The sequence below is a fragment of the Paenibacillus dauci genome (assembly GCF_000971985.1).
GTDB lineage: Bacteria > Bacillota > Bacilli > Paenibacillales > Paenibacillaceae > Saccharibacillus > Saccharibacillus dauci.
The window spans coordinates 1,355,214-1,374,810 of record NZ_LAQQ01000001.1; the positions used below are offsets into that span (position 1 = coordinate 1,355,214).

The 19,597-nt window shown below is 46.4% G+C and carries 19 protein-coding genes; 11 read left to right on the forward strand and 8 right to left on the reverse strand.

Annotation, left to right across the window (positions count from 1 at the left end; genetic code table 11):
- Positions 1-63 precede the first annotated feature (63 nt).
- A complete protein-coding gene (locus WH46_RS13325; RefSeq protein WP_017811981.1) occupies positions 64-1,116 on the forward strand; it encodes a 2,3-butanediol dehydrogenase in 1,053 nt (350 codons plus the stop codon).
- A gap of 99 nt (positions 1,117-1,215) precedes the next feature.
- On the opposite strand, the gene WH46_RS13330 is transcribed toward WH46_RS13325, so the two are convergent.
- On the reverse strand, positions 1,216-1,797 hold the full coding sequence (locus WH46_RS13330; RefSeq protein WP_046227001.1) for a DUF4352 domain-containing protein: 582 nt from the start codon (positions 1,795-1,797) through the stop codon (positions 1,216-1,218).
- A gap of 710 nt (positions 1,798-2,507) precedes the next feature.
- Between WH46_RS13330 and WH46_RS13335 the strand changes: the two genes are divergently transcribed.
- The 3 genes from WH46_RS13335 (at position 2,508) to WH46_RS13345 (ending at position 5,523) form a co-directional block, all read left to right on the forward strand.
- Positions 2,508-4,157 carry a DUF6138 family protein gene (locus WH46_RS13335; RefSeq protein ID WP_046227002.1) on the forward strand — a complete coding sequence of 550 codons (1,650 nt, stop codon included), beginning with the start codon at positions 2,508-2,510 and terminating at the stop codon, positions 4,155-4,157.
- 104 nt (positions 4,158-4,261) lie between these two features.
- Complete coding sequence (locus WH46_RS13340; RefSeq protein ID WP_046227003.1) at positions 4,262-5,029, forward strand: amidohydrolase family protein; 768 nt, start codon at positions 4,262-4,264, stop codon at positions 5,027-5,029.
- Between the two features lie 29 nt (positions 5,030-5,058).
- Complete coding sequence (locus WH46_RS13345; RefSeq protein ID WP_046227004.1) at positions 5,059-5,523, forward strand: GNAT family N-acetyltransferase; 465 nt, start codon at positions 5,059-5,061, stop codon at positions 5,521-5,523.
- 95 nt (positions 5,524-5,618) lie between these two features.
- Here WH46_RS13345 and WH46_RS13350 read toward each other — a convergent pair whose 3' ends face one another.
- Positions 5,619-6,263: a DUF2625 family protein gene (locus WH46_RS13350; protein ID WP_046227005.1), complete on the reverse strand. Its 645-nt coding sequence runs from the start codon at positions 6,261-6,263 to the stop codon at positions 5,619-5,621.
- Between the two features lie 171 nt (positions 6,264-6,434).
- On the opposite strand from WH46_RS13350, the gene WH46_RS13355 reads away from it, so the two are divergent.
- From WH46_RS13355 to WH46_RS13365, 3 genes are all read left to right on the forward strand, one after another.
- Entirely contained in the window at positions 6,435-7,091 is a 657-nt protein-coding gene (locus WH46_RS13355; RefSeq protein WP_046227006.1) for a hypothetical protein, read from the forward strand.
- A gap of 27 nt (positions 7,092-7,118) precedes the next feature.
- Positions 7,119-7,673 carry a DUF1697 domain-containing protein gene (locus tag WH46_RS13360; protein WP_046227007.1) on the forward strand — a complete coding sequence of 185 codons (555 nt, stop codon included), beginning with the start codon at positions 7,119-7,121 and terminating at the stop codon, positions 7,671-7,673.
- Positions 7,674-7,880: 207 nt separating this feature from the next.
- Positions 7,881-9,212: a VWA domain-containing protein gene (locus WH46_RS13365; protein WP_046227008.1), complete on the forward strand. Its 1,332-nt coding sequence runs from the start codon at positions 7,881-7,883 to the stop codon at positions 9,210-9,212.
- Positions 9,213-9,318: 106 nt separating this feature from the next.
- On the opposite strand, the gene WH46_RS24265 is transcribed toward WH46_RS13365, so the two are convergent.
- The 5 genes from WH46_RS24265 to WH46_RS13390 all read right to left on the reverse strand — a co-directional run bounded on the left by WH46_RS24265 (position 9,319) and on the right by WH46_RS13390 (position 15,344).
- Positions 9,319-10,389 (reverse strand): leucine-rich repeat domain-containing protein, encoded by a 1,071-nt coding sequence (locus tag WH46_RS24265; protein ID WP_046227009.1) that lies wholly within the window; start codon positions 10,387-10,389, stop codon positions 9,319-9,321.
- Between the two features lie 41 nt (positions 10,390-10,430).
- The gene (locus WH46_RS23875; protein ID WP_052714228.1) at positions 10,431-11,204 is read right to left on the reverse strand and encodes a hypothetical protein; all 774 of its coding nucleotides are present in this window, start codon (positions 11,202-11,204) and stop codon (positions 10,431-10,433) included.
- Positions 11,201-12,004: a hypothetical protein gene (locus WH46_RS13380; protein ID WP_046227010.1), complete on the reverse strand. Its 804-nt coding sequence runs from the start codon at positions 12,002-12,004 to the stop codon at positions 11,201-11,203. The genes WH46_RS23875 and WH46_RS13380 overlap by 4 nt, the downstream gene beginning before the upstream one ends.
- Positions 12,005-12,169: 165 nt before the next feature.
- Complete coding sequence (locus WH46_RS13385) at positions 12,170-13,780, reverse strand: DUF1593 domain-containing protein (RefSeq protein WP_046227011.1); 1,611 nt, start codon at positions 13,778-13,780, stop codon at positions 12,170-12,172.
- A 379-nt stretch (positions 13,781-14,159) separates the two neighbouring features.
- Positions 14,160-15,344 carry a DUF4272 domain-containing protein gene (locus WH46_RS13390; protein ID WP_046227012.1) on the reverse strand — a complete coding sequence of 395 codons (1,185 nt, stop codon included), beginning with the start codon at positions 15,342-15,344 and terminating at the stop codon, positions 14,160-14,162.
- Between the two features lie 192 nt (positions 15,345-15,536).
- Here WH46_RS13390 and WH46_RS24080 point away from each other — a divergent pair, with 192 nt between their 5' ends.
- The 4 genes from WH46_RS24080 (at position 15,537) to WH46_RS13405 (ending at position 18,417) form a co-directional block, all read left to right on the forward strand.
- Positions 15,537-15,689 carry a hypothetical protein gene (locus WH46_RS24080; RefSeq protein WP_156172261.1) on the forward strand — a complete coding sequence of 51 codons (153 nt, stop codon included), beginning with the start codon at positions 15,537-15,539 and terminating at the stop codon, positions 15,687-15,689.
- Between the two features lie 254 nt (positions 15,690-15,943).
- Positions 15,944-16,573 (forward strand): YfbR-like 5'-deoxynucleotidase, encoded by a 630-nt coding sequence (locus tag WH46_RS13395; RefSeq protein WP_017811997.1) that lies wholly within the window; start codon positions 15,944-15,946, stop codon positions 16,571-16,573.
- Between the two features lie 534 nt (positions 16,574-17,107).
- Positions 17,108-17,488 (forward strand): PilZ domain-containing protein, encoded by a 381-nt coding sequence (locus WH46_RS13400; RefSeq protein WP_017811998.1) that lies wholly within the window; start codon positions 17,108-17,110, stop codon positions 17,486-17,488.
- A gap of 170 nt (positions 17,489-17,658) precedes the next feature.
- Entirely contained in the window at positions 17,659-18,417 is a 759-nt protein-coding gene (locus WH46_RS13405) for an SDR family NAD(P)-dependent oxidoreductase (RefSeq protein ID WP_046227013.1), read from the forward strand.
- 102 nt (positions 18,418-18,519) lie between these two features.
- On the opposite strand, the gene WH46_RS13410 is transcribed toward WH46_RS13405, so the two are convergent.
- Entirely contained in the window at positions 18,520-19,440 is a 921-nt protein-coding gene (locus WH46_RS13410) for an AraC family transcriptional regulator (RefSeq protein ID WP_046227014.1), read from the reverse strand.
- Positions 19,441-19,597 lie beyond the last annotated feature (157 nt).

A 19,597-nucleotide genomic window follows, 5' to 3' on the forward strand; every position in this document is an offset into this window, starting at 1 on the left:
TAGTGTATACTTATCGGTAGCAACACATTTATAATCTTATGACCTCACAGGGAGATGACTTCGATGCAAGCATTACGTTGGCATGGTGTAAAAGACTTGAGAGTAGATACAATTGAAGAACCAACCGTACAGGAAGGCAAAGTAAAAATTAAAGTACAATGGTGCGGCATTTGCGGTAGTGATCTGCATGAATACGCAGCAGGTCCTATTTTCATTTCCAAAGATACCCCTCACCCATTGACTCACGAAAAAGCACCTGTTGTTATGGGACATGAATTTTCCGGACAGGTCGTCGAAGTGGGCGAAGGCGTAACCAAATTCAAAGAAGGCGACCGCGTTGTTGTGGAGCCGATTTTTGCATGCGGTAAATGTACAGCATGTCGTCAGGGCAAATATAATCTGTGCGAGAAAATGGGCTTCCTCGGTCTGGCCGGCGGTGGTGGCGGATTCTCCGAATACGTATCCGCAGATGAACATATGGTACACAAAATTCCAGATACTGTTTCCTTTGAACAGGGCGCACTAGTTGAACCCTCTGCAGTCGCATTGTATGCTGTTCGTCAGAGCCAGTTCAAAGTCGGTGATCGCGCTGTCGTATTCGGTGCAGGTCCGATCGGTCTGCTCGTGATCGAAGCACTGCGTGCATCCGGCGCAGCCGAGATCTATGCGGTTGAGCTGTCCGAAGAACGCCGCAAAACAGCAGAATCTCTCGGCGCAATCGGCCTGAACCCGGCTGATGTCGATGTAGTCAAAGAAATTCATCGCCTGACCGAAGGCGGCGCTGATGTTGCCTATGAAGTTACCGGTGTACCGGTCGTACTGACCCAGGCAATTGAATCAACCAAGCTGAGCGGACAGATCATGATCGTCAGCATTTTCGAAAAAGAAGCTCCAATCCATCCGAATCTGATCGTTATGCAGGAACGCAATATCGCCGGTATTATCGGCTATCGTGATGTGTTCCCTGCTGTAATCAGCCTGATGAATCAAGGCTATTTCTCTCCGGAGAAACTGGTTACCAAACGGATCGGCCTGAGCGAGATTGTTGAGCAAGGATTTGAAGCACTGATGAAAGAGAAAAATCAGGTGAAAATCCTCGTTTCTCCAAACAAATAAATTTTGAATACAGCCAATTCTATTACAACCTCTCTCATATGATAAAAATATAAAAAGACTGCCGAACCTACGTCGGCAGTCTTTTTATTTGAAGCAAAGTTATTTTTTGGCCAGCTTGATCATGACTTGGCTGTTGCGGGTAAAGCTAAACGGGTCACTAACTTCCATGGAATAATTGGACATTTTCTGACCTGTTGGCATATCAAATACAATATATCCATCTACCTGCACACCCGGATTGATGTTGTCCAGCAGCAATTTGTTTTGAGAATCCATGTACATTACGGCTGTAGCATCGGCATCATAGGATCTTCCATCCTTGGATACAAGCTTGAACATAGCCATAGTAACCATACGCGCTTCTTTGTCATTGTTAATCACAGAAATCGGGATTGCCCAAAATTCGCCATTGGCTTCCTGACGCAGGTATTGAGTACCTACACTGCTTTTGACTTCTGGTGTATGTACCAGTACGGCAAATCCACCTACACTAACGCCATCTCCAATATAAAATTGTTTCTTTTCCTGCTTGGGTGCTTTGCTACTTTCTTCTTTGGCAGAAGTTGTATTGGAACTACTTGTAGAACTACTGGTCGAACTAGGCTCATCGCTATTCATGCTTCCTGCTGCCAGTGTACCAAAAATGGCGCAGGCGATCAGTGTTGAAATTGTTTTTTTCATGTCTGTGTATATTCCCCTTTTGAATAGAAATAATATAAAGAATAATAGCTGCGATACTATAGGCGATCACATCATTGAGATCGAATGTACCTTGTATGATATGCGGAATCTGTAAAAGCTCGCTGAATATTCCGATACATGGTATTCCAAAAATAATGCTATACGTGACTACTTTACTGGATTCTCGCCAGATCTGATAAAGGGTGTAGGCAAATGCATAAGCCCATAATCCGTCCGGCAGCGAATATTTAACAAAAGATGGCAGAGATAGAGAAGCCATTTCTCTGAGCTGCATTACAAAAGACAATAGACCTGCAAAGCTTAACCATTGAAATACAAGAAGTGTCGTATGCCGGTAAAGAATATAAATGATACTACCGACCAGGATAGGCAAAATAATATGCAGCCCGATTTGCCGTGTATTAATCTTCTCACCTCCTTGATGTCATCCCATTGCATAATCAGGGATGAGTGTTATCCTTTGAATGTGCTATAGCTATGTAAAATGAATATATGCATAAACAATCTTCTATATACTTAAACGGATGATTCATCATAAATTGTTATAGATGATCAATAAATGTATCCTTTTCCAATCACCAGCTAATATTTTGTGGTGATAGTTTCTCGTCCAAAAGATGGCATATACAAAATGATATAATGAATAACAAATGATTTTACATATAAGCGGCTTACAGGAGGAATAGAATATGAACGCCAAGATTGAATTATTACTGGAAGAAACATGGGAGCAGTTGGAATCCCTCTCCAAGCGTGAGCAAAAGCGAATTAGCGAGTTCGGCCAACGCAGTACGCTTCAGGCAGGGATTCACGATTACATCCGCATCGGCTATCGCAAAGGTAAAAACAATTGGACCAGCGGCCAAATGTTTATCGAGATTGAAAGACCTTTTTCCTGGAGTGATTCAGCGTATCCATGGGACACGGAAGTTGATATCGAAGCGATCACCGACGAGATGCTGATTCAGGAATGGCTGCCGGCTTTGCGTAAGCGGCTGGAGCCGGTCTTTTATGAAGATCAGCTGGGATCACAGTATTATGATTACAAGCTGGAAGTCTCCTTATATATTGAACGTGCGCTCGTTGAGGATACGCTGCAGCATACCGAATATTGGACAAATGAATCCAAACGGGAAGCGCTACGTCTGGCAATGGAGACATTTATCCGGGATAAAGTAGAGAGTCCACCACCTCTATATCCCAAAGAGCTGGATCTCTTCTTTTTCAGTGAACTGCTGTTGAATAGTGATATCTGGGCGCGCCGTACCGACCGGATCATCGAATTGGCTACCCAGCTGGACCACAAACTAAAGCCGATTCCTAAGCTGCATGCCGAATGGGACCGCAATCTGATCTCTGCGCTCCGTACATGGGCCAATGAACAGTGGCTGCCTGTTTACTTTGATGCAACCGGCAGCTATGCCCAGCCATTCAGTCTGAAAGTGGATGCCGATTCCCGTTCGGTCGATCCACAGGAACTGGAACTGCTTCTTTATGCTGCACTGTGCATGGGAAGACAAAGTGCCGATGAACGGCAGCAGTATCTGGAATATGCTGCACAATTAGGCTCCGATAAAGCGACACGTTATCTCAAGGAAGGCAGCGGCCAAGTCGAGAGTTCCCGTAAAAATGCTTATATCCATGGTAAAGCCAATGATATTTTGCAGCTGATCGAGATCAAGCTGTTGAATGAAGATCCGGCAGCTTACCGGGAAGCCATCACCTACCTCTGTGATCTGCTGCGCCAGGGATTCCCGTGCGAATACAAACTCAAGCTTGGCAGCAAGACCAAACTGTTCCTGCCTGTAAAAGGACTGGCCAAATCGCCGTTGCACCGCCTATTTGCTACAGCTATGAGGTATCCCGAGCTGTATCCGCTTATCGCTGATTATGCACAGCTTGCGATGCAGGAATTTGCCTGGTATAACGATGTAGAACCCGGCGAGAAATCTGTTATGCCGGGAACATATGCGGTATTGGGGCTGGGTCTGCATAGCGATGAGTATTTCCCACTTCTGGTGGACTACATGAAACTGGTAGATACCGAGCATCAGATGGCACATAACAGCTATATCCAGACTTTTATCGAGACTCATGAAGTGGAACCACGGCTGGTGCCTGTTCTGGCTGCGATCCTGCTAGGTAGCGGTCAGTCTGCGCGTCCGGTCAAAGGTCTCGCCGACCGCTGGACTACACCCGAGCTGGTCCTTGCTTTGGATCATCAGCTCACCTCGCTGGAGGATTATCAGCAGGAACAGCTGCTATATCTGATCTTTGGCAGCGCAAGCAAGCAGAAGAAATTCCTGCAGCATGTCAGTCAGCTTAGAGAACAAAGCTAGTCTTTTATCATGGACAATCTATGGATCGGTTCGCTGATACAAATAGCTTGTCATGAATCTATTTCACAACCATTCATTCTTGATATGGAGAGGAGTTTTCCCCTTTGAAACGAATCTTGTTTGATGCACATTTGCATATTATTGATCCGCAATTTCCACTGATCGAAAATCAGGGATTTTTGCCTGAACCATTTACCTGCGAAGATTATCTGGATAAGGTCAAAGAAGTAGATATTAGAGGTGGAGCAGTCGTTTCCGGCTCCTTTCAGGGGTTTGATCAGTCTTATTTAATTCATTCCCTGCAGACACTGGGCAGTGACTTTGTAGGGGTGACGCAGCTTCCTTATGACACTCCAGATGAAGACATTCTGGAGCTGCATGGACATGGAGTACGGGCGATCCGGTTTAATGTGCAACGTGGCGGGTCGGAAACATTATCCCGTCTGGATTACTTTGCCAAAAGAGTACACGAACTGGCGGGTTGGCATGCGGAATTATATATCGACTCTTCCTCTTTGCCCGAGATTGCCTCAGTGATCGAGAATCTTCCGGCTGTAGTGGTAGATCATATGGGACTGTCCCGTGCAGGATTTCCTCATTTACTCCATCTGGTAGACAAAGGCATCCGTGTCAAAGCTACCGGCTTTGGGAGGGTGGAACTGAATGTGCCGGAGGCGATCCAGGCAATTTGTGCAGTGAGTCCGGATGCACTAATGTTCGGTACAGATCTGCCTTCTACAAGAGCCAGACGACCTTATCATCATGATGATATTGAACTCATCCATCATACGCTGGAGCAGGAACAATTCGACAAAGTAATGTACAAAAATGCGATCGACTGGTATGTAAATCGTCATGCTGCACAGGAATAGCTATTCATATAAAAAGGGAGTGAATTCTTATGGAATATAAGACAGCTACTTTGGAACATTTGCCAGCAATAGTACGTTTGCTGGCAGATGATGAACTGGGAGCTTCGAGAGAGCGTTTTGAAGATCCGCTACCGGAAGAATATCAGACTGCTTTTGCCAAAATCCAGCAACAGGCGGGCAACTCGATTATCGTTGCTGTTCATGATGAGGATGTTATCGGATGTCTCCAACTAACGATCATTCCCGGTCTATCCAGACTCGGGATGACACGCGGTCAAATCGAAGGCGTTCGTGTGGACAGCCGCTATCGCAGCCAGGGAATCGGAGAAGCATTACTGCGCCATGCTATTGAAACCGCTCGGGACATGGATTGCCAGCTGATTCAGCTGACAACCGACAAGAGCAGGAAGAGCGCACATCATTTTTATGAAAAGCTTGGCTTTGTCGCTAGTCATGAAGGGATGAAGCTTGCGATCGACAATTATATAAGTTAAGTACACGTATGGCACCCAACGAATCGTTCTCTACTGCTGTAATATACAATAAATAGGTGCAAACGATAGGTATGGGCCTGCAGAATTCTCCATTGTCAGCTTTTCTCCAAAGCCAGCTGCCAGGCTTCTGTGACAGGCACTACCTGTTTGCTGCTGGTTTCTCCTCCACCTTCGGCTGTCCAGAGCGGCGGATAGTAGGCAAATATCTGTCCCACTTCCAGTTGCTCGGTCTGCTGCTTCCAGTTCTGCCAGCGGAATGTCTCGTAAAACTGCTGTAAATTACCGGCTGCCAGCCAGTTGATCCATTCCGAATATGTCAGTTCAGTCGCTTCCCATTCCAGCGTATCCGGTGCAAAATAACAAATCTGTCCATCTGTCGTATCCAGCGCGAAAAACCCGCCTGCTGCATCATAAGCTACCAGAAGTTTGCCTGTCAGTGTCTTCACCGGCAACTGACTTTGCAGTCCATTCCATGAACGAAGATCGCCATATACCTCTGTACTGCCTGCACCCAGCAGTGTAATCCAGCCATGATCCAAGCAGATACCGCCTGCTTCATAGGCGATTGCGCCCAGATAGGAACGCGTACTTACCTGAAGACAACGCAGGGTCTCTTCTCCTTCGCTGCGGTCGGCAGGCCATATGGTATATGTATTCGTACCTTCGGCAAACAGCTGTACAATTTCTTCCCAGGCATGATTGTCCCGGTCAATTAATTCTTGTGCAGATAATACGGACATATCCATCTCTCCTTTGGGTTGAATTACTTTATAGTAGAGTATAACAGACCGGCCAAATAGTAATCTATTCGCCTCCAATACCTACGTTGTTCTGTACGCCGGATGGTATACTATAATGTTGTTACAGACACTTATCCACACCTATAAAGCCTATTGAAAGGACGTTGTCCAATGACGGATTTTAGTAAATTACATACCTCTATTCTTTCCTTTATTCAGCAGCAGGATCTGTACAATCAATCATACGGACTGTTTGACGATTCTTTTATTCGTGCCTATTCCGAGCCGATTCAACCAGAGATTGATGATCGTATTCCCCTGTCTCCCGAGCTTCATTACCTATACAGTCATTTTGAAATGGTCGATGAAAAAGCGGCTGGCTCAATAAAAAGTGCAGCAGTGCTGATTGGAGACGGTATTTTGCTGAAATTTGCAGCGCCGGAGTATCTGTACCGCCAGCAGCTCGGCTACCGCTGGATTGGAGTTTCAGATTCACCGGTGGAATCAGCAAATTGGCCATCCCACCATGTGGTAATTGCCAATTATAATGATGATCCGCTGATTGTGGATACCAGCAGAGCGGACTCTCCGGTATATGCCGCTTTTGAAGGCAATGATCCCGAGCCTATAGCCTCATCCCTGGCTGATTTTTTTGCGGCTCTGGTTATTATGATTGAAGCGGCTGCTGTCCTGCAGGGGGAGATTACAGATGAAGAGACAGACGAGATCAAGACCGAATATACGAAAATGATCGAACCGCAACTGCTCGACCTTCTGGGCGAACAGCAAATGAATGATCTGTTTATATATCTGGGCTTAAACTGGTAATAGACCGGACACCTAGGAGGGATAGGGATGATTTATGCAGCTTTGCTTCGCGGCATTAATGTTGGCGGCAATAACAAAATCAATATGAAACTGCTCAAATCCACTTTTGAACAAGCCGGGATGACTCGGGTGACGACCTATATTAACTCAGGAAATATTATTTTCGCCAGTGAACTGTCTTCGGCTGAACTATCTATCCAGCTAGAACAGGCGATTGCAGAAGATTTCCAGCTGGATATCCCGGTAATGGTACGTTCGCTGCTGCAGATGGAAGAGGTTATCACGGCTTTACCAGAGAACTGGACCAACGATGAGCAGATGAAAAGCGATGTATTTTTCCTGTGGGATGACATCAACGATAGCTCCATCCTGGAACAGATACCTCTCAAACCAGATCTGGGTACGCTGTTGTATATCCCCGGTGCATTGCTGATATCGGTCCCCCGGGAAAATGTCACGCGAAGCGGCATGAACAAACTGGCCTCTTCCAGGCTGTACCGGTACATGACAATACGCAATGTGAATACAACGCGTCAGATTTACCGGCTGATGTTGGCAGCTGGTGAGCAGGAAGCAACTTGATTGGAGCATCGTCCCAAGTATCCTTTATGATTGCTATAGCTACTCTGATGATTCCTTTATTAGTCCTTTTTTGAGGATACTTGTTCTAACTATTTGTATCACACAGATCAATAGAAGAATCGTACATTTATTTCAATTGGACGATGCGAATTCAAGAAATCATGGTAAAGAGTATAATAACTATTATTTATTCAGGAGGTTAGACACATGGCTGGAGAACAGATTGTATTAAATCAGGGACAAAACGCCAATATACCATCCGGCAGTATGCTAGACGTGGTTATACAATGTAGTGCTTCCCCTTCTTCACTGGATATCAGCTGCTTTATGGTCAATGAGGATGGCAAGGTTCCTTCCGACGAGTATTTTATTTTTTATAATCAGAATGTAGATCCTCACCAGTGTGTTCAACTGGTACAGGCAGATGGACAGCGCTCCCGGTTTCAACTGGATCTGAACAGACTCCAGCAGGCTCCTGTCAGCAAATGTGTATTTACGGCTACCCTTGAGGGTGCAGGTACCTTTGCAGAGGTGAGCAATTGTCAGGCTGTGCTACAAATAAATGGACAGCAAATTACATATACCCTATCCGAGGTGACCGCAGAAACGGCACTGATTTTAATCGAGATCTATAAGTATAAAGATACATTCAAAGTCCGGGCGATTGGTCGTGGCTTCTTCGGTGGACTGCAGCCACTAGCCGAGTCATTTGGCGTAGAGATCGAGAGCAGTGATGCTTCGGCTGATGAAGCAGAGAGCTCAAGCGCAACAAATTCCGCCACACAAACAACAGCTTCCACCCCTGCTGCTGTATCTGCATCTACAGATTCAACCGCTGCCGAACCTCCAGGTCCCAAACTAACGACATCGCTGACCAAGATCGATCTGCTCAAAAAGAAAGTCACCCTGTCTCTCCAAAAGAAAAACGTAGCACCAATCCAGGCACGGGTAGCTGTTGTATTCGATGCTTCCGGTTCCATGTACTCCCTTTACAAAAAAGGGATTGTACAGGAAGCTTTTGAACGTGTACTGGCGATTGCAGCTGCTTTTGATGATAATGGAGAATTGGATGTATGGTTTTTTGCTAAAGATTTTTTGCGTGCACGAAGCGTACGTGCAGAGGATTATGAGAATTATGTGGAACGTGCCTACAAGCTGGGTAGCAAAGGCGGAACCAATAACGAGCCGCCCGTGATGGAGGACGTGATCCGCAAATATACCAAAGAAGAACCCAATGTACGCATACCTACCTATATTATCTTTTTCAGCGATGGTGGTGTCAGCAGTAAGAGCAAAATTGCCAAGCTGATCATCGACAGCTCTCGCTACAATCTGTTCTGGCAGTTTGTTGGACTGGGCAATGCCAACTATGGCGTGCTGCGCGAACTGGATGAACTCAAAGGCCGTTTCGTAGATAATGCGAATTTCTTTGAACTGGACGATATCTCTAAAGTCAGTGACGAGGAACTATATGATCGGCTACTGAGTGAATTCCCAAGCTGGATCGAGGAAGCAAAGCGCAAAAGTATACTTGCCTGACGGAATAATACAATGAACATTATTAAATAATTGCATCATAAACAGGGCGCTGCCAGAAAAAGGTAGCGTCCCTTTTTTATAATTACAGTCCCTATACCCGTGCTCGCTACTGAACAGGAAACGTGTCCCACCAACTGGTTCTACCCTGCTCATATTCTTCCAGTGCATCTTTCTTGTTATGATATATCATTCGCTGACGAAGCTGCTGCATCTTTTTGGGTGTTTTCAGTTTGGCATAGACGCGCTGGAGCGATGGATTGCGCAGCAGCGGTTCGTAAGCCTCTACCTTCATCTCCCATGCTTCGCGGTGGGTGAATTCGATTAGAGCCGGAGCATACTCCAGTGTGCTAATATCCCGCAGTCCTTTCATATTTTCCAGCGCCACCTTGCGCAAGTAATGCAGACCGGACAAGGATGGCAGCGCATAAATATGAGGCAGTGCCTGGAGAAACAGATACTGCAGCCCTGTCAGTGAAGAAATTACAGAGATATCTTCCAGTCCCTTGATCTGCGACAGCTCCAGATACCGGATCGATTGATTGTTATCCAGCGCACTCAAATCCCGTATTCCGCCAAGGCGAATAATAAGCTGATCCAGGTTGGACAAGGGCTGCACAAACTGTAAATCAGAGACGGTAATTGATTGTAAAGTCAGCTGCTTTAATTGAGATAATTGACTGATCACCTCGATACCTTTGTGATGTCCCTCGATATGCAGATGATGCAGCTGCTGGAATCTCGCCAGCACTTGCAGGTCGGGTCTGCGGGACTGCGTACGCCCGATATGCAGATGCTCCAGTGCCAATGGAATCCGCTCCAGGATATCCAGATCAGTCAGTTGTGTCAGAGACAGCTGCAGCTGTACCAGCTTTGGCAGTGCAGCCACTGCGTCCAGATGTTGGAATTCTCCTTCACATTCCACTGACAGTCGGGTTAGCTGTGGCAGAATCTCCAGAACACCCAGATCACATACCGAGTCATAAAATCCGTATAGACGCAGCAGAATATCCTGTCTTACTGGGAACAGGTGCTCATTCAGCAGTTTCCAGGCTGCCGGTTCGAGCACTTCTGCACACTGGATGATACGAAGATCCGGGCTGGCAGCCAGCTGCTGTACTTCTTCCAGGGTCAATGTGTGCTCTATCTGCACCAGATGGTCATGAATCTTCTGATACATAATCGATGTCTGCCTCCTTTCCTGTTCCTCTATCCGAGAAGTTAAAATACAACCGAATTTACTGCTGCCTGGGCAGTCTGCACCAGTGCTGCATACAAACGGGCGGAGTATTGGTTGTATTCCTCATATCTTCCGTGAGCATGCGCAGAAGCAGGCGGATCGTCGTTCCACGAACCCATCGCGCCAAATACCCATGTTTTGTAGACTGCATTCAGCAGACGCACTGCTTCTTCGCTGTAGACATCCGGCAGTTTGAATACAAGACGTGGCATATCGGCTGTTCCATCGAGAATAGCAATCGCAGGGTCAAAAAAGTTCTTTTTCCAAAAGGATTGTTCAATCTCCTCCGCCAATCGGGCAATTTGTTCCAGCGCACTTCTGAACTGTATCCTGACTTCATCCAGTGGTAAAAAGACCCGCTCGGAAGGCTGACCCAGCTCTTGTTCCTGCTCGGTATACGTAATATTCCAGCGCACTTCCGAACGGAACTGCCCACTCTCCCACTGGGGAATCCAGATCCGGTTATGCAGTGCTCCGAGGGCAATAATACCTGCTCGGGCACCACCTCCGGCGAATCCGCTCGTCTGCCAATTGTCCTCGGGCTGGCTGTCGCTGACCATCATCAGACGCTGACAGCCTGCACTGCGCAGATAATACAGCCAGCTCGCCCAATTCCAGCTCTGTACGCCATCTGTAAAGGTAACGTGAATACTATTGGTATGCTCCAATTCCTTGCTGGAAGCATCTTCGCTATGAATCAGATAACCGTTACCCAGCGATGTAATCAGCAGCAGCTGATGGATCTCTCCATTCATGAATCCAGCCTCCATTTGCCAAAATAATATGCAACCGCTCCAGCTTCATACCGATCCTGTCCCTGCCATACCGCCATCGAACTAAAATCATTATCGCCGCCCCTGCCGATTCGCGGTGTATCCTGTGTCTTGAGAATTCCGGCATACCCGAGGATTTCCATAACTGCATCCCGCTCATACTTGCTGGACGGGAAAATATCTTTCCAGCGCTTCTCCAGTTTGCGTGCGCTATCTGCAGGATCACATTGATTCACCCGCTCCAGCATCTGCCGGAATAGCCATACATCTTCTTGTGTGGCAGCAGCAGGCTCTTCCCTGCTGAACAATTCCAGATCTAGCCAGCAGTACAGCAGCCAGTTCAATCGTACACCGCCCCATTTGATCCGTTCGAAATTAAGTACATTCAGATCTGTATTTACATAGCTGCGATCCGACATAAGCCTGTGAAAATTACAATCACCACAGCTGCTCGTATTGGCATGTACCGATTGGCGCTGTTCGTATGTATGCAGGGGCAGCTCCGCCGTAAGCGCCCAGCTGGACAGTGCACTGCGCAGATGTATCCGGCGGGTAGACAAACTATGCAAAAAGGCTTCACTCACCTGTTCCAACGTAATACGCTGATGAAGCTCATGCAGACGCTGTACCAGTTCATCATGCGTAATCGTCAGCGGGTCGAACATGACACCCTGACTGCGGGCATACTCAAAATCTTCTCCCTGCAGCACTGGCGGTCCAGACTTCCAGCCGCCGGTTTGCCAGAATGTTTTGGTGAGTATTTGTTTTGCTTTTTTATCCATAAGCTCCTCCGTTCATGATCCGTTTTATGTATGGTACTTATTTTACTACATTCGATCACTTGTACAAAAAAAGACCCTGATCCCTTTTGTCCATAGACTGCTGCTGTGTAGAACAGATGGCAGCGTTCAGGGAAAAGGGAAACAGGGATCATGCAGCAGCGCGAATTATTTCACTGTAATAATCACCCGCTGATAATGCTTGAGTGTATGAGCGCCATTATCCTGGACTTCAGCGATCATATGGATCGTATCACCGGATTTGGCATCTTTGGGAACCTGGAATTTAACGGTCGGGGTATTGCTGTTTTTCAGCCCTATCGTATTACGCTTCTCGCCTGTCGCAAGCGGACGGTGAATACCCAGTAGCAGTCCGTCCACCGCGTCTTTCTCTTCGGCAGCAGGCGTTACGCGGGAATCGGTATACGTATCCGCTTCATAATAACGCCACCAGCGATAACTCAGCTGGTCGCCATCCGGATCGCTGCCTATCGCATGCAGCGTAATATACTGACCCGGCTTGGCAGTCAGATTCAGTCCTTCTTTGACTTTGAGCGTGGGGTTGTGATTGGCATCTTTGTATTGTGAAGCAATTGCCCAATCTGCACGGGCTGCAAAGTCGTTCTGGATATCATCAAACCAGCGCGTTAATGAATACTCCGATTCATAGCGACCGGTATGTACATCATAATCGAGTACATTGTTGCGATACAGCTTGTCATTGACCTGACCGAAACGGCCGCCCCAACCTCCATAGCTTGGATCTTCCATACTGCGCAGTCCGTTATCGATCAAGTAAAAGAACGATGGTGAGTCACCTTCGGAAATAAAATCATACCGATCATACTGCGGATTGTTCTGCAAATAGGATTCACTACCGCGCTGTTCTTCAGCGAGCTCTCCATCGATCATTTTGCCGTCACCCATCAGTGCATACAGATTCAGCAGCGGACCATGATTGTTCTGGATATTCTCGTAGTTCCACGCACCGTGCAGCTTGCTGTTTACAGCTTCGGTGTGCATTTTCCAGGCATAAGCAAAGTGCCAGAAGTTCGATTGATCATTGATAATACGGATATCCGGCCAATTCTTGGCGATATATTCGTTGTAACTGTCGTCCTGGTCCAGAATAATGTACAGTACCAGCTTGTCGCTGACTTTCTGCTGAATAGCCGACCACTGATCCGTTCCTTTATATTGCTCTTCAATTGATTTCAGTGCTCTCGCTGTTGTATTGGTACCGCCCCATGTCTGCACGTACAGATCACGCGGGTCATTGTCCAGGAACAGCTTTTTCAGAAATTCGGAACCTTCGGTAACCTGATCCATCTCTCCCTTGTATGAGATATTGCCAATCTTGGTTACGCTGCGAATATAATCTGGCGTTGGATAACCATCGGCATGCTTGCTCAGGTTGGGATAGGCCTGTGCATAAGCATCGGTCATATCTGTCAGCCACTGGGTACCGGTCCAGCGATAAGGCTCAATTCCTTTCGCAGGATCACCCGCATAATGATAGACCGAGCTGGTCAATACAATCCCGGCCAGATCGACTTCATTGGCATACAGGAAAAAGCGCAGCATCGAGTTCATATCATCCACTTCACCATCATTGGTAATAACGGTTCGCGCTTTCTGCTGCTGGACAGATTGTCCGGCTGCCGCCAAAGCGTCCTTGCTCTTGGCAGGTGCAGCTGTCGCTTGTCCGCTTATTCCGCCTGCGAGCAGTATACATAGATTTACTGACAATACCATTTTGACCCATCTGCTTTTCCTCATTATGCTGACCCCTTTTCCATTTACATACTGTAGAATTGTCTGCCCCTCAGCTATAAACGCAAAAAAACCCGGATACCACTGTGCTCCATAGCATGGAACATAGTCGTACCCAGGTTTTGCCCGCATTCGCAGTAACAATCCTTTGGTCATTACCATAACACGATATTTTTCGATTGTAAACGCTTTATGTCACACAGGGCAGGAATAGAATTATTGTTATCGCATTAAAAAAAGGGGGGGTATCTACCCTGTTAACCAGCTTATGAATGCTGTTCTTTCGGGACAGCTGAATCGTGTAGATGATGGGTATATTGCCTCTTTCATTGCGAATCCAATCGTCGATGAACCTGAGCGATCCGGCATGAGTGTATGGATTCGATCACGTATCGGTGCGAACATCATCCCAGTCCTGATCCAGATAACCGGTCAGCCAGTTGAGCGCATAATGTCGTTCATGAACAACACCTGCATCCAGACCACCCGGCACAGGACGCTGATGTACACGACTGTCTATACATGCCCAATCATAACGATAGATCAAATCCGCTGCATCCAGAATCTCGGATGCTGGTCGCAATTGTGAACGGTCACGAAAAGCTGTAAAGCTGTCAAACTCATGCAGGATCGATACTGCCTTTTCTACGTCACAGATCTGTGTCGGTTCCTCTAGTGAATCGATATGTCCGAGTGCCCACAGCAATACCCATAAGGCTTCATAACGCCAGGAGAAGCGAACTACATCGTCCTGCCCTGGCTGTTCCTGATCAATAAATGCCTTTTCTTCCGGAGTGAACAAGCCCTCTGCATCATACTGCCGAACAATCCGGCTGATCAGTTTCCGGGTAGTTGTCACCGTCTCGCCCGCACCCACACATTCTCCTTTGACAGCGGTAATACAGACAGCGACGGCTCGCTTGGCTACCTCATCTCTCGTACGAATCCGTTCGGCCTGCTCATCTCCCAGCCGTGCAGGAAGTGTCGCATTGATCGGTATGTCCTGCTTTTCCAGATGGGTATTGGAGCGCTGTTTGCGACTTTCTCCGGTCGGTGTAATCTGAAATTCGTTATGCAAATGACTCGTATGCGCAGTAACCATATAATCTTCCACGCCGGAATTGCCTTCTGCATCAAGCAGCAGCTGTCCCTGACCATTCAACAGCTGGCCGCCTCCCCAGAACAGTAGCCCATCCAGCGAACGAACAATATGCAGCAGTTCTCCATAGAACTCTTCCGAAATATCTTCTTCTGTCTCAATACCAATCACCATATTAAGAGTACTCAGTTTAAGCAGTACCTTTTGCTGTACCTGCTTATTCACAGCAGGTACCTGATAGAAAAATCCACCCATTCCGTCGATCATCGCGCTGAACTGTGCAGGCTCGGTCTGACTGGTCATGATATTGAATCCTTTTCTCGTCTTCTTGCGGAACAGTCCGCCCTGGATGACTTCGATATAGGTACGATCAGGTTTTACCGTAATTTTGTGATCCTTGTACAGGGTACGGATAATTTCTTCCAGCTGCTTCAGGTCTGGTATAGAACTGTAAATGGCTGCATTTTTCATGATATGACCTCCTGAATTATCTGTTGTTATTTTAAAATAAAAAGGTAGAGGGAGAAAACAATAGATTGGCGGAGAGAACGCAGACTGTTCTCGCTTACATCTCTGTTGTACTCGTTGTCACACCCTTTGATAAATAAGCTGGATTAACCGAAAATAACTTATGTAGATATTTTAATCAAAGGAGCTACCCCGATGAAAACACTGGCTTCATTCCTGAAGGAATTCAAAGCTTCATTTTACGCATACGGTCAAGCCAAATCCGTAATTGCTGACAGTGTGATGCAGTTTGACCCTGAACAAATCGTACAGGATCAAAACGTAAAAACTGCACCTCGCTACAACTAATAATTATACCCTGTTATGCTGACAGCAGCATCCTTTCATCTATTCGTGGACGGGCTTCCCAAGGCCCAGTCTGTTACATAGGTTATGCCAAACTGATCTGATTGCTGATCAGTTTTTTTATTTTGTCTGCTTTTGTTCCTGTCTGTCACAGATTTGACCTGTGCTTAACCTGCCGCTAACACTAGAGTACTATACTGATCATTATACCTGCGATCTCACTTCAAATTCACAGTACTCAAAGGATGGTTAGTCATATGGGAATTCACGCTTACTTCCGCTCACTGGATGATCTGGAACGGATTATTCGCTGCCCGGGCAAATTTAAATTTGAACAGCACAGCGTCTCTGCCCACTCCTGGAAAGTGGTACAATATGCCAAAACACTGGCAGACATTGAAGAGATGCACGGCGTTTCTATCGATTGGAAAAAACTTTACGAGATTACAAGCAGCCATGATTACGGCGAAATATTCATCGGCGATATCAAAACGCCGGTCAAGCACTCTTCTCTCGAACTGCGTTCGCTGCTGCAAAAGGTAGAGGAAGGCATGATTGAACATTTTATCGAGGAAAATATTCCGGATGACTTCAAGCCTATTTTCCGCAAGCAGCTGCATGAAGGAAAGGACAACTCGGTCGAAGGTATGATCCTGCAGGTCGCTGATAAAATGGACCAGGTGTATGAAGCTTTTTCGGAGCTTCAGCGCGGCAATACCGAAAAAGAATTTATCGCCATGTACCGTAACGCACTCGTCAAAATCAAACATGTAGATCTTCATTGCGTCGATTATTTTCTGGAAAATATTTTGCCGGATATGGTACATGAAGGTACATTCTCTACCATTGATATCAAACGGATTACGGAAGAAGCACTGGCTCTCTGATCAGTATACGAATGATATCGATATAATTAATTGTATTTTTCAGGCGTATAGCAGCTTCTCCATACCTGCTTGCATCTATCGGTATACACATTGTCTCTCTTCACTATTTTCATTTGTACTCTTCGTTTACCATTTACTCATCTGCTCGATCTATACATCTCTCTGTAGACTTCAACCGGACCGTACCAACTTCATGGCTATTGTCCGGCCTGAGTACAGGCAGATGTTTTTTGTTATGGATTTCTATGGAGAATATAGTGCGTATAAACGCATTTATGCCATATATAACAAATTTGTCACGCATATTCGTATCTATCTATTCAATATTCTCAATTTATTTTATTATTTTCATTCGTTTTGTATTATTTTAGGCGAAATTGTTACAAAAGACTTAACATTTTGACGAATAGTGTCGATATAAATAATAGTACTAAATACCTGTTATTTATAAAAACCATTACTTTTAGACTGTAAAATAAACTTTCCCTTCTACTTGTCGTTATATCCTGATACCCAATCAAAGGAGGAATTATCATGATGACACATAACCGCAGAAAAACCCCGTTCCGTTATGTACTGAAAGAACCTGTACCCTTTGCTCTGCACATCCTGCAAATCAATGGCAAAGCTGTACATTCGAAGCCGATGCAGGCTCTGCTGTTGGATCTGAGCAGTGCAGGCTGCCGTTTATCCCTTCCTGTAGAGATTCAGGCAGATCATCAAGAAATCCGCGTCAGCATCCATATGCTACTGCATGAAGAACCTCTGTATTTGGAAGGTCGTCTGAAATGGAACCGTACCGAATCCGGACGCTACCATTATGGCGTAGAGATTGAATTTCCGCCAAACGGACGCGATCAACTACTGCGTGAACTGCGCATTCTCGCCAGCAAAAACAAAATCATCATCACCTGATACATTCAGCTATTTTACTGTTCTGTGCTCCCTTCCTTCTACTCTATTCCTGTGTATCCGGTGATAGCATCCATATATGACTGTCAGGTTTACTTGAAAATACGTTATCGTAAGCATACAATGAAGCAGCAGATTTCTGCATAATTATGCGATAACGGAGGAACAAAGGTATGAGTGAGACGAAGAGTAAAGTAGCTGTAATCACTGGAGGTGGCAGTGGACTGGGTCAGTCCGTGGCACTGAAATTGGCGGAATCAGGCATTAATATCAGTATCGTTGATATCTCGGAAACAGCAGGCCAAGAGACGATTACACTGCTGAAGCAAAAGGGCGCCGATGCTATTTTTATTCAGGCAGATGTGAGCCGGGCCGAAGATGTCAAAAATTATGTAGATCGTACAGTAGAGCATTTTGGCACGATTGATATGTTTTTTAATAATGCCGGAATTTCCGGACCGGGTACACAATTTGCAGAGAATACGATTGAGCAGATCAATCAGGTGGTAGGTATTAATCTGCTCGGTGGATTGTATGGTATCAAATATGTGCTGGAAGTCATGCTTCAGCATGGCGGCGGCTCGATTGTAAATACATCTTCGACCGCTGGACTGGTAGGTCAGGCTACCGTGGGTTCCTACTCGGCTACCAAGCATGGAATTATCGGGATTACACGTACAGTTGCTGTTGAATATGCCGATCAGGGTATCCAGATTAATGCGATTGCTCCGGGTACTACCGAGACTCCAATGGTCAGACAATATCGTCAGGATAATCCCGAGACTTTCCAGGCCGTAGAAAATGCTATTCCGCAGCGTCGTCTGGGACAACCCGAAGAGATCGCCGATCTGGTCGCTTTCCTGCTCAGTGATCGTGCCCGCTATATCAACGGAGCTGTGATACCTATTGATGGCGGATTTACCGCTCAATAATTACAAATATACCAATCGTACATAATATAAAAGCATCGGAAATGAATCCGATGCGCCCCTGTACGTTTATAACATGCACCGTCTATGATGACGGTGCATGTTTTATATAACTACCTGACATTCACGTAATCGCTTCATATCACTTATCGGCGGAAGACCGAATAGCCGGGCATATTCACGACTGAATTGGGAAGGACTCTCATACCCTACACGATAGCCAACTTCGGCTGCATCCGCCGCTTCCGATAGCAGTAGACGACGCGCTTCCTGAAGCCGTACCTGCTTTTGGTACTGCAGCGGGCTCATGCCGGTGACTTCTTTGAAATAACGATGCAGTGAGGAACTGCTCATGCTGCCTGCAGCTGCCAATTCCTCGACACGCAGCGGCTGATCGTAGTACTGCTTGATATGTTTGATGACTCCGGCGACGCGCGATGTACTGCTGCCGGTCACTGCCAGCTGCCGCAATATATCTCCCTGTTGATCTTGCCAGATACGATACAGGATCTCCCGGATTAACAGGGGGGCAAGCACCTCAATATGATCCGGCGTCTCCAGCAGTCTGACCAGCCGCAGTATCGCATCGGTCAATCCCAGATCAGTCCGGCTTACACATAGGGCACGCTTGGCCGGTGCGGCGGCAGCCTGAAGTTCCGTCTCTTGCACCATCTCCAGAATCTGTGCAGGGTCCAGAGCCAGCCGGACTGCCAGATAGGGATGATCACGATCAGCTTCGATTACCTGACCCGAAATAGGCAGATCGACTGAGACGAGAAAGTAATCCAGCGGGCCATATTCGTAACTCTCCTGTCCCAGCATCACCTGCTTGCGCCCCTGAGCTACCAGACAAATAGCCGGTTCATAGATCATATGGATCGCATTGGTTAATTCACTGTTACGAATCAGGCTTAGTGACAGAATCTGTGTTGGCTGAATGCCTTCTTGATCAGTTAATCGCTCAATCTCACCCGCCAACTCCTGCAGACGATCGTGGATTCTCTGATCGGTATCCATCATGGTCATATCTATTCCTCCTGCCTACATAGAATACTCGAAATATGAATTTCTCTATCATCCATCCTGTCAATTATCATTTTCCTGTTGAATTCAATTTCTGCTGTACCTAAATTGCGAATTTCTGCTGTAACCATTTTGCGAGTTTCAGGCAAGAATCCGGGCT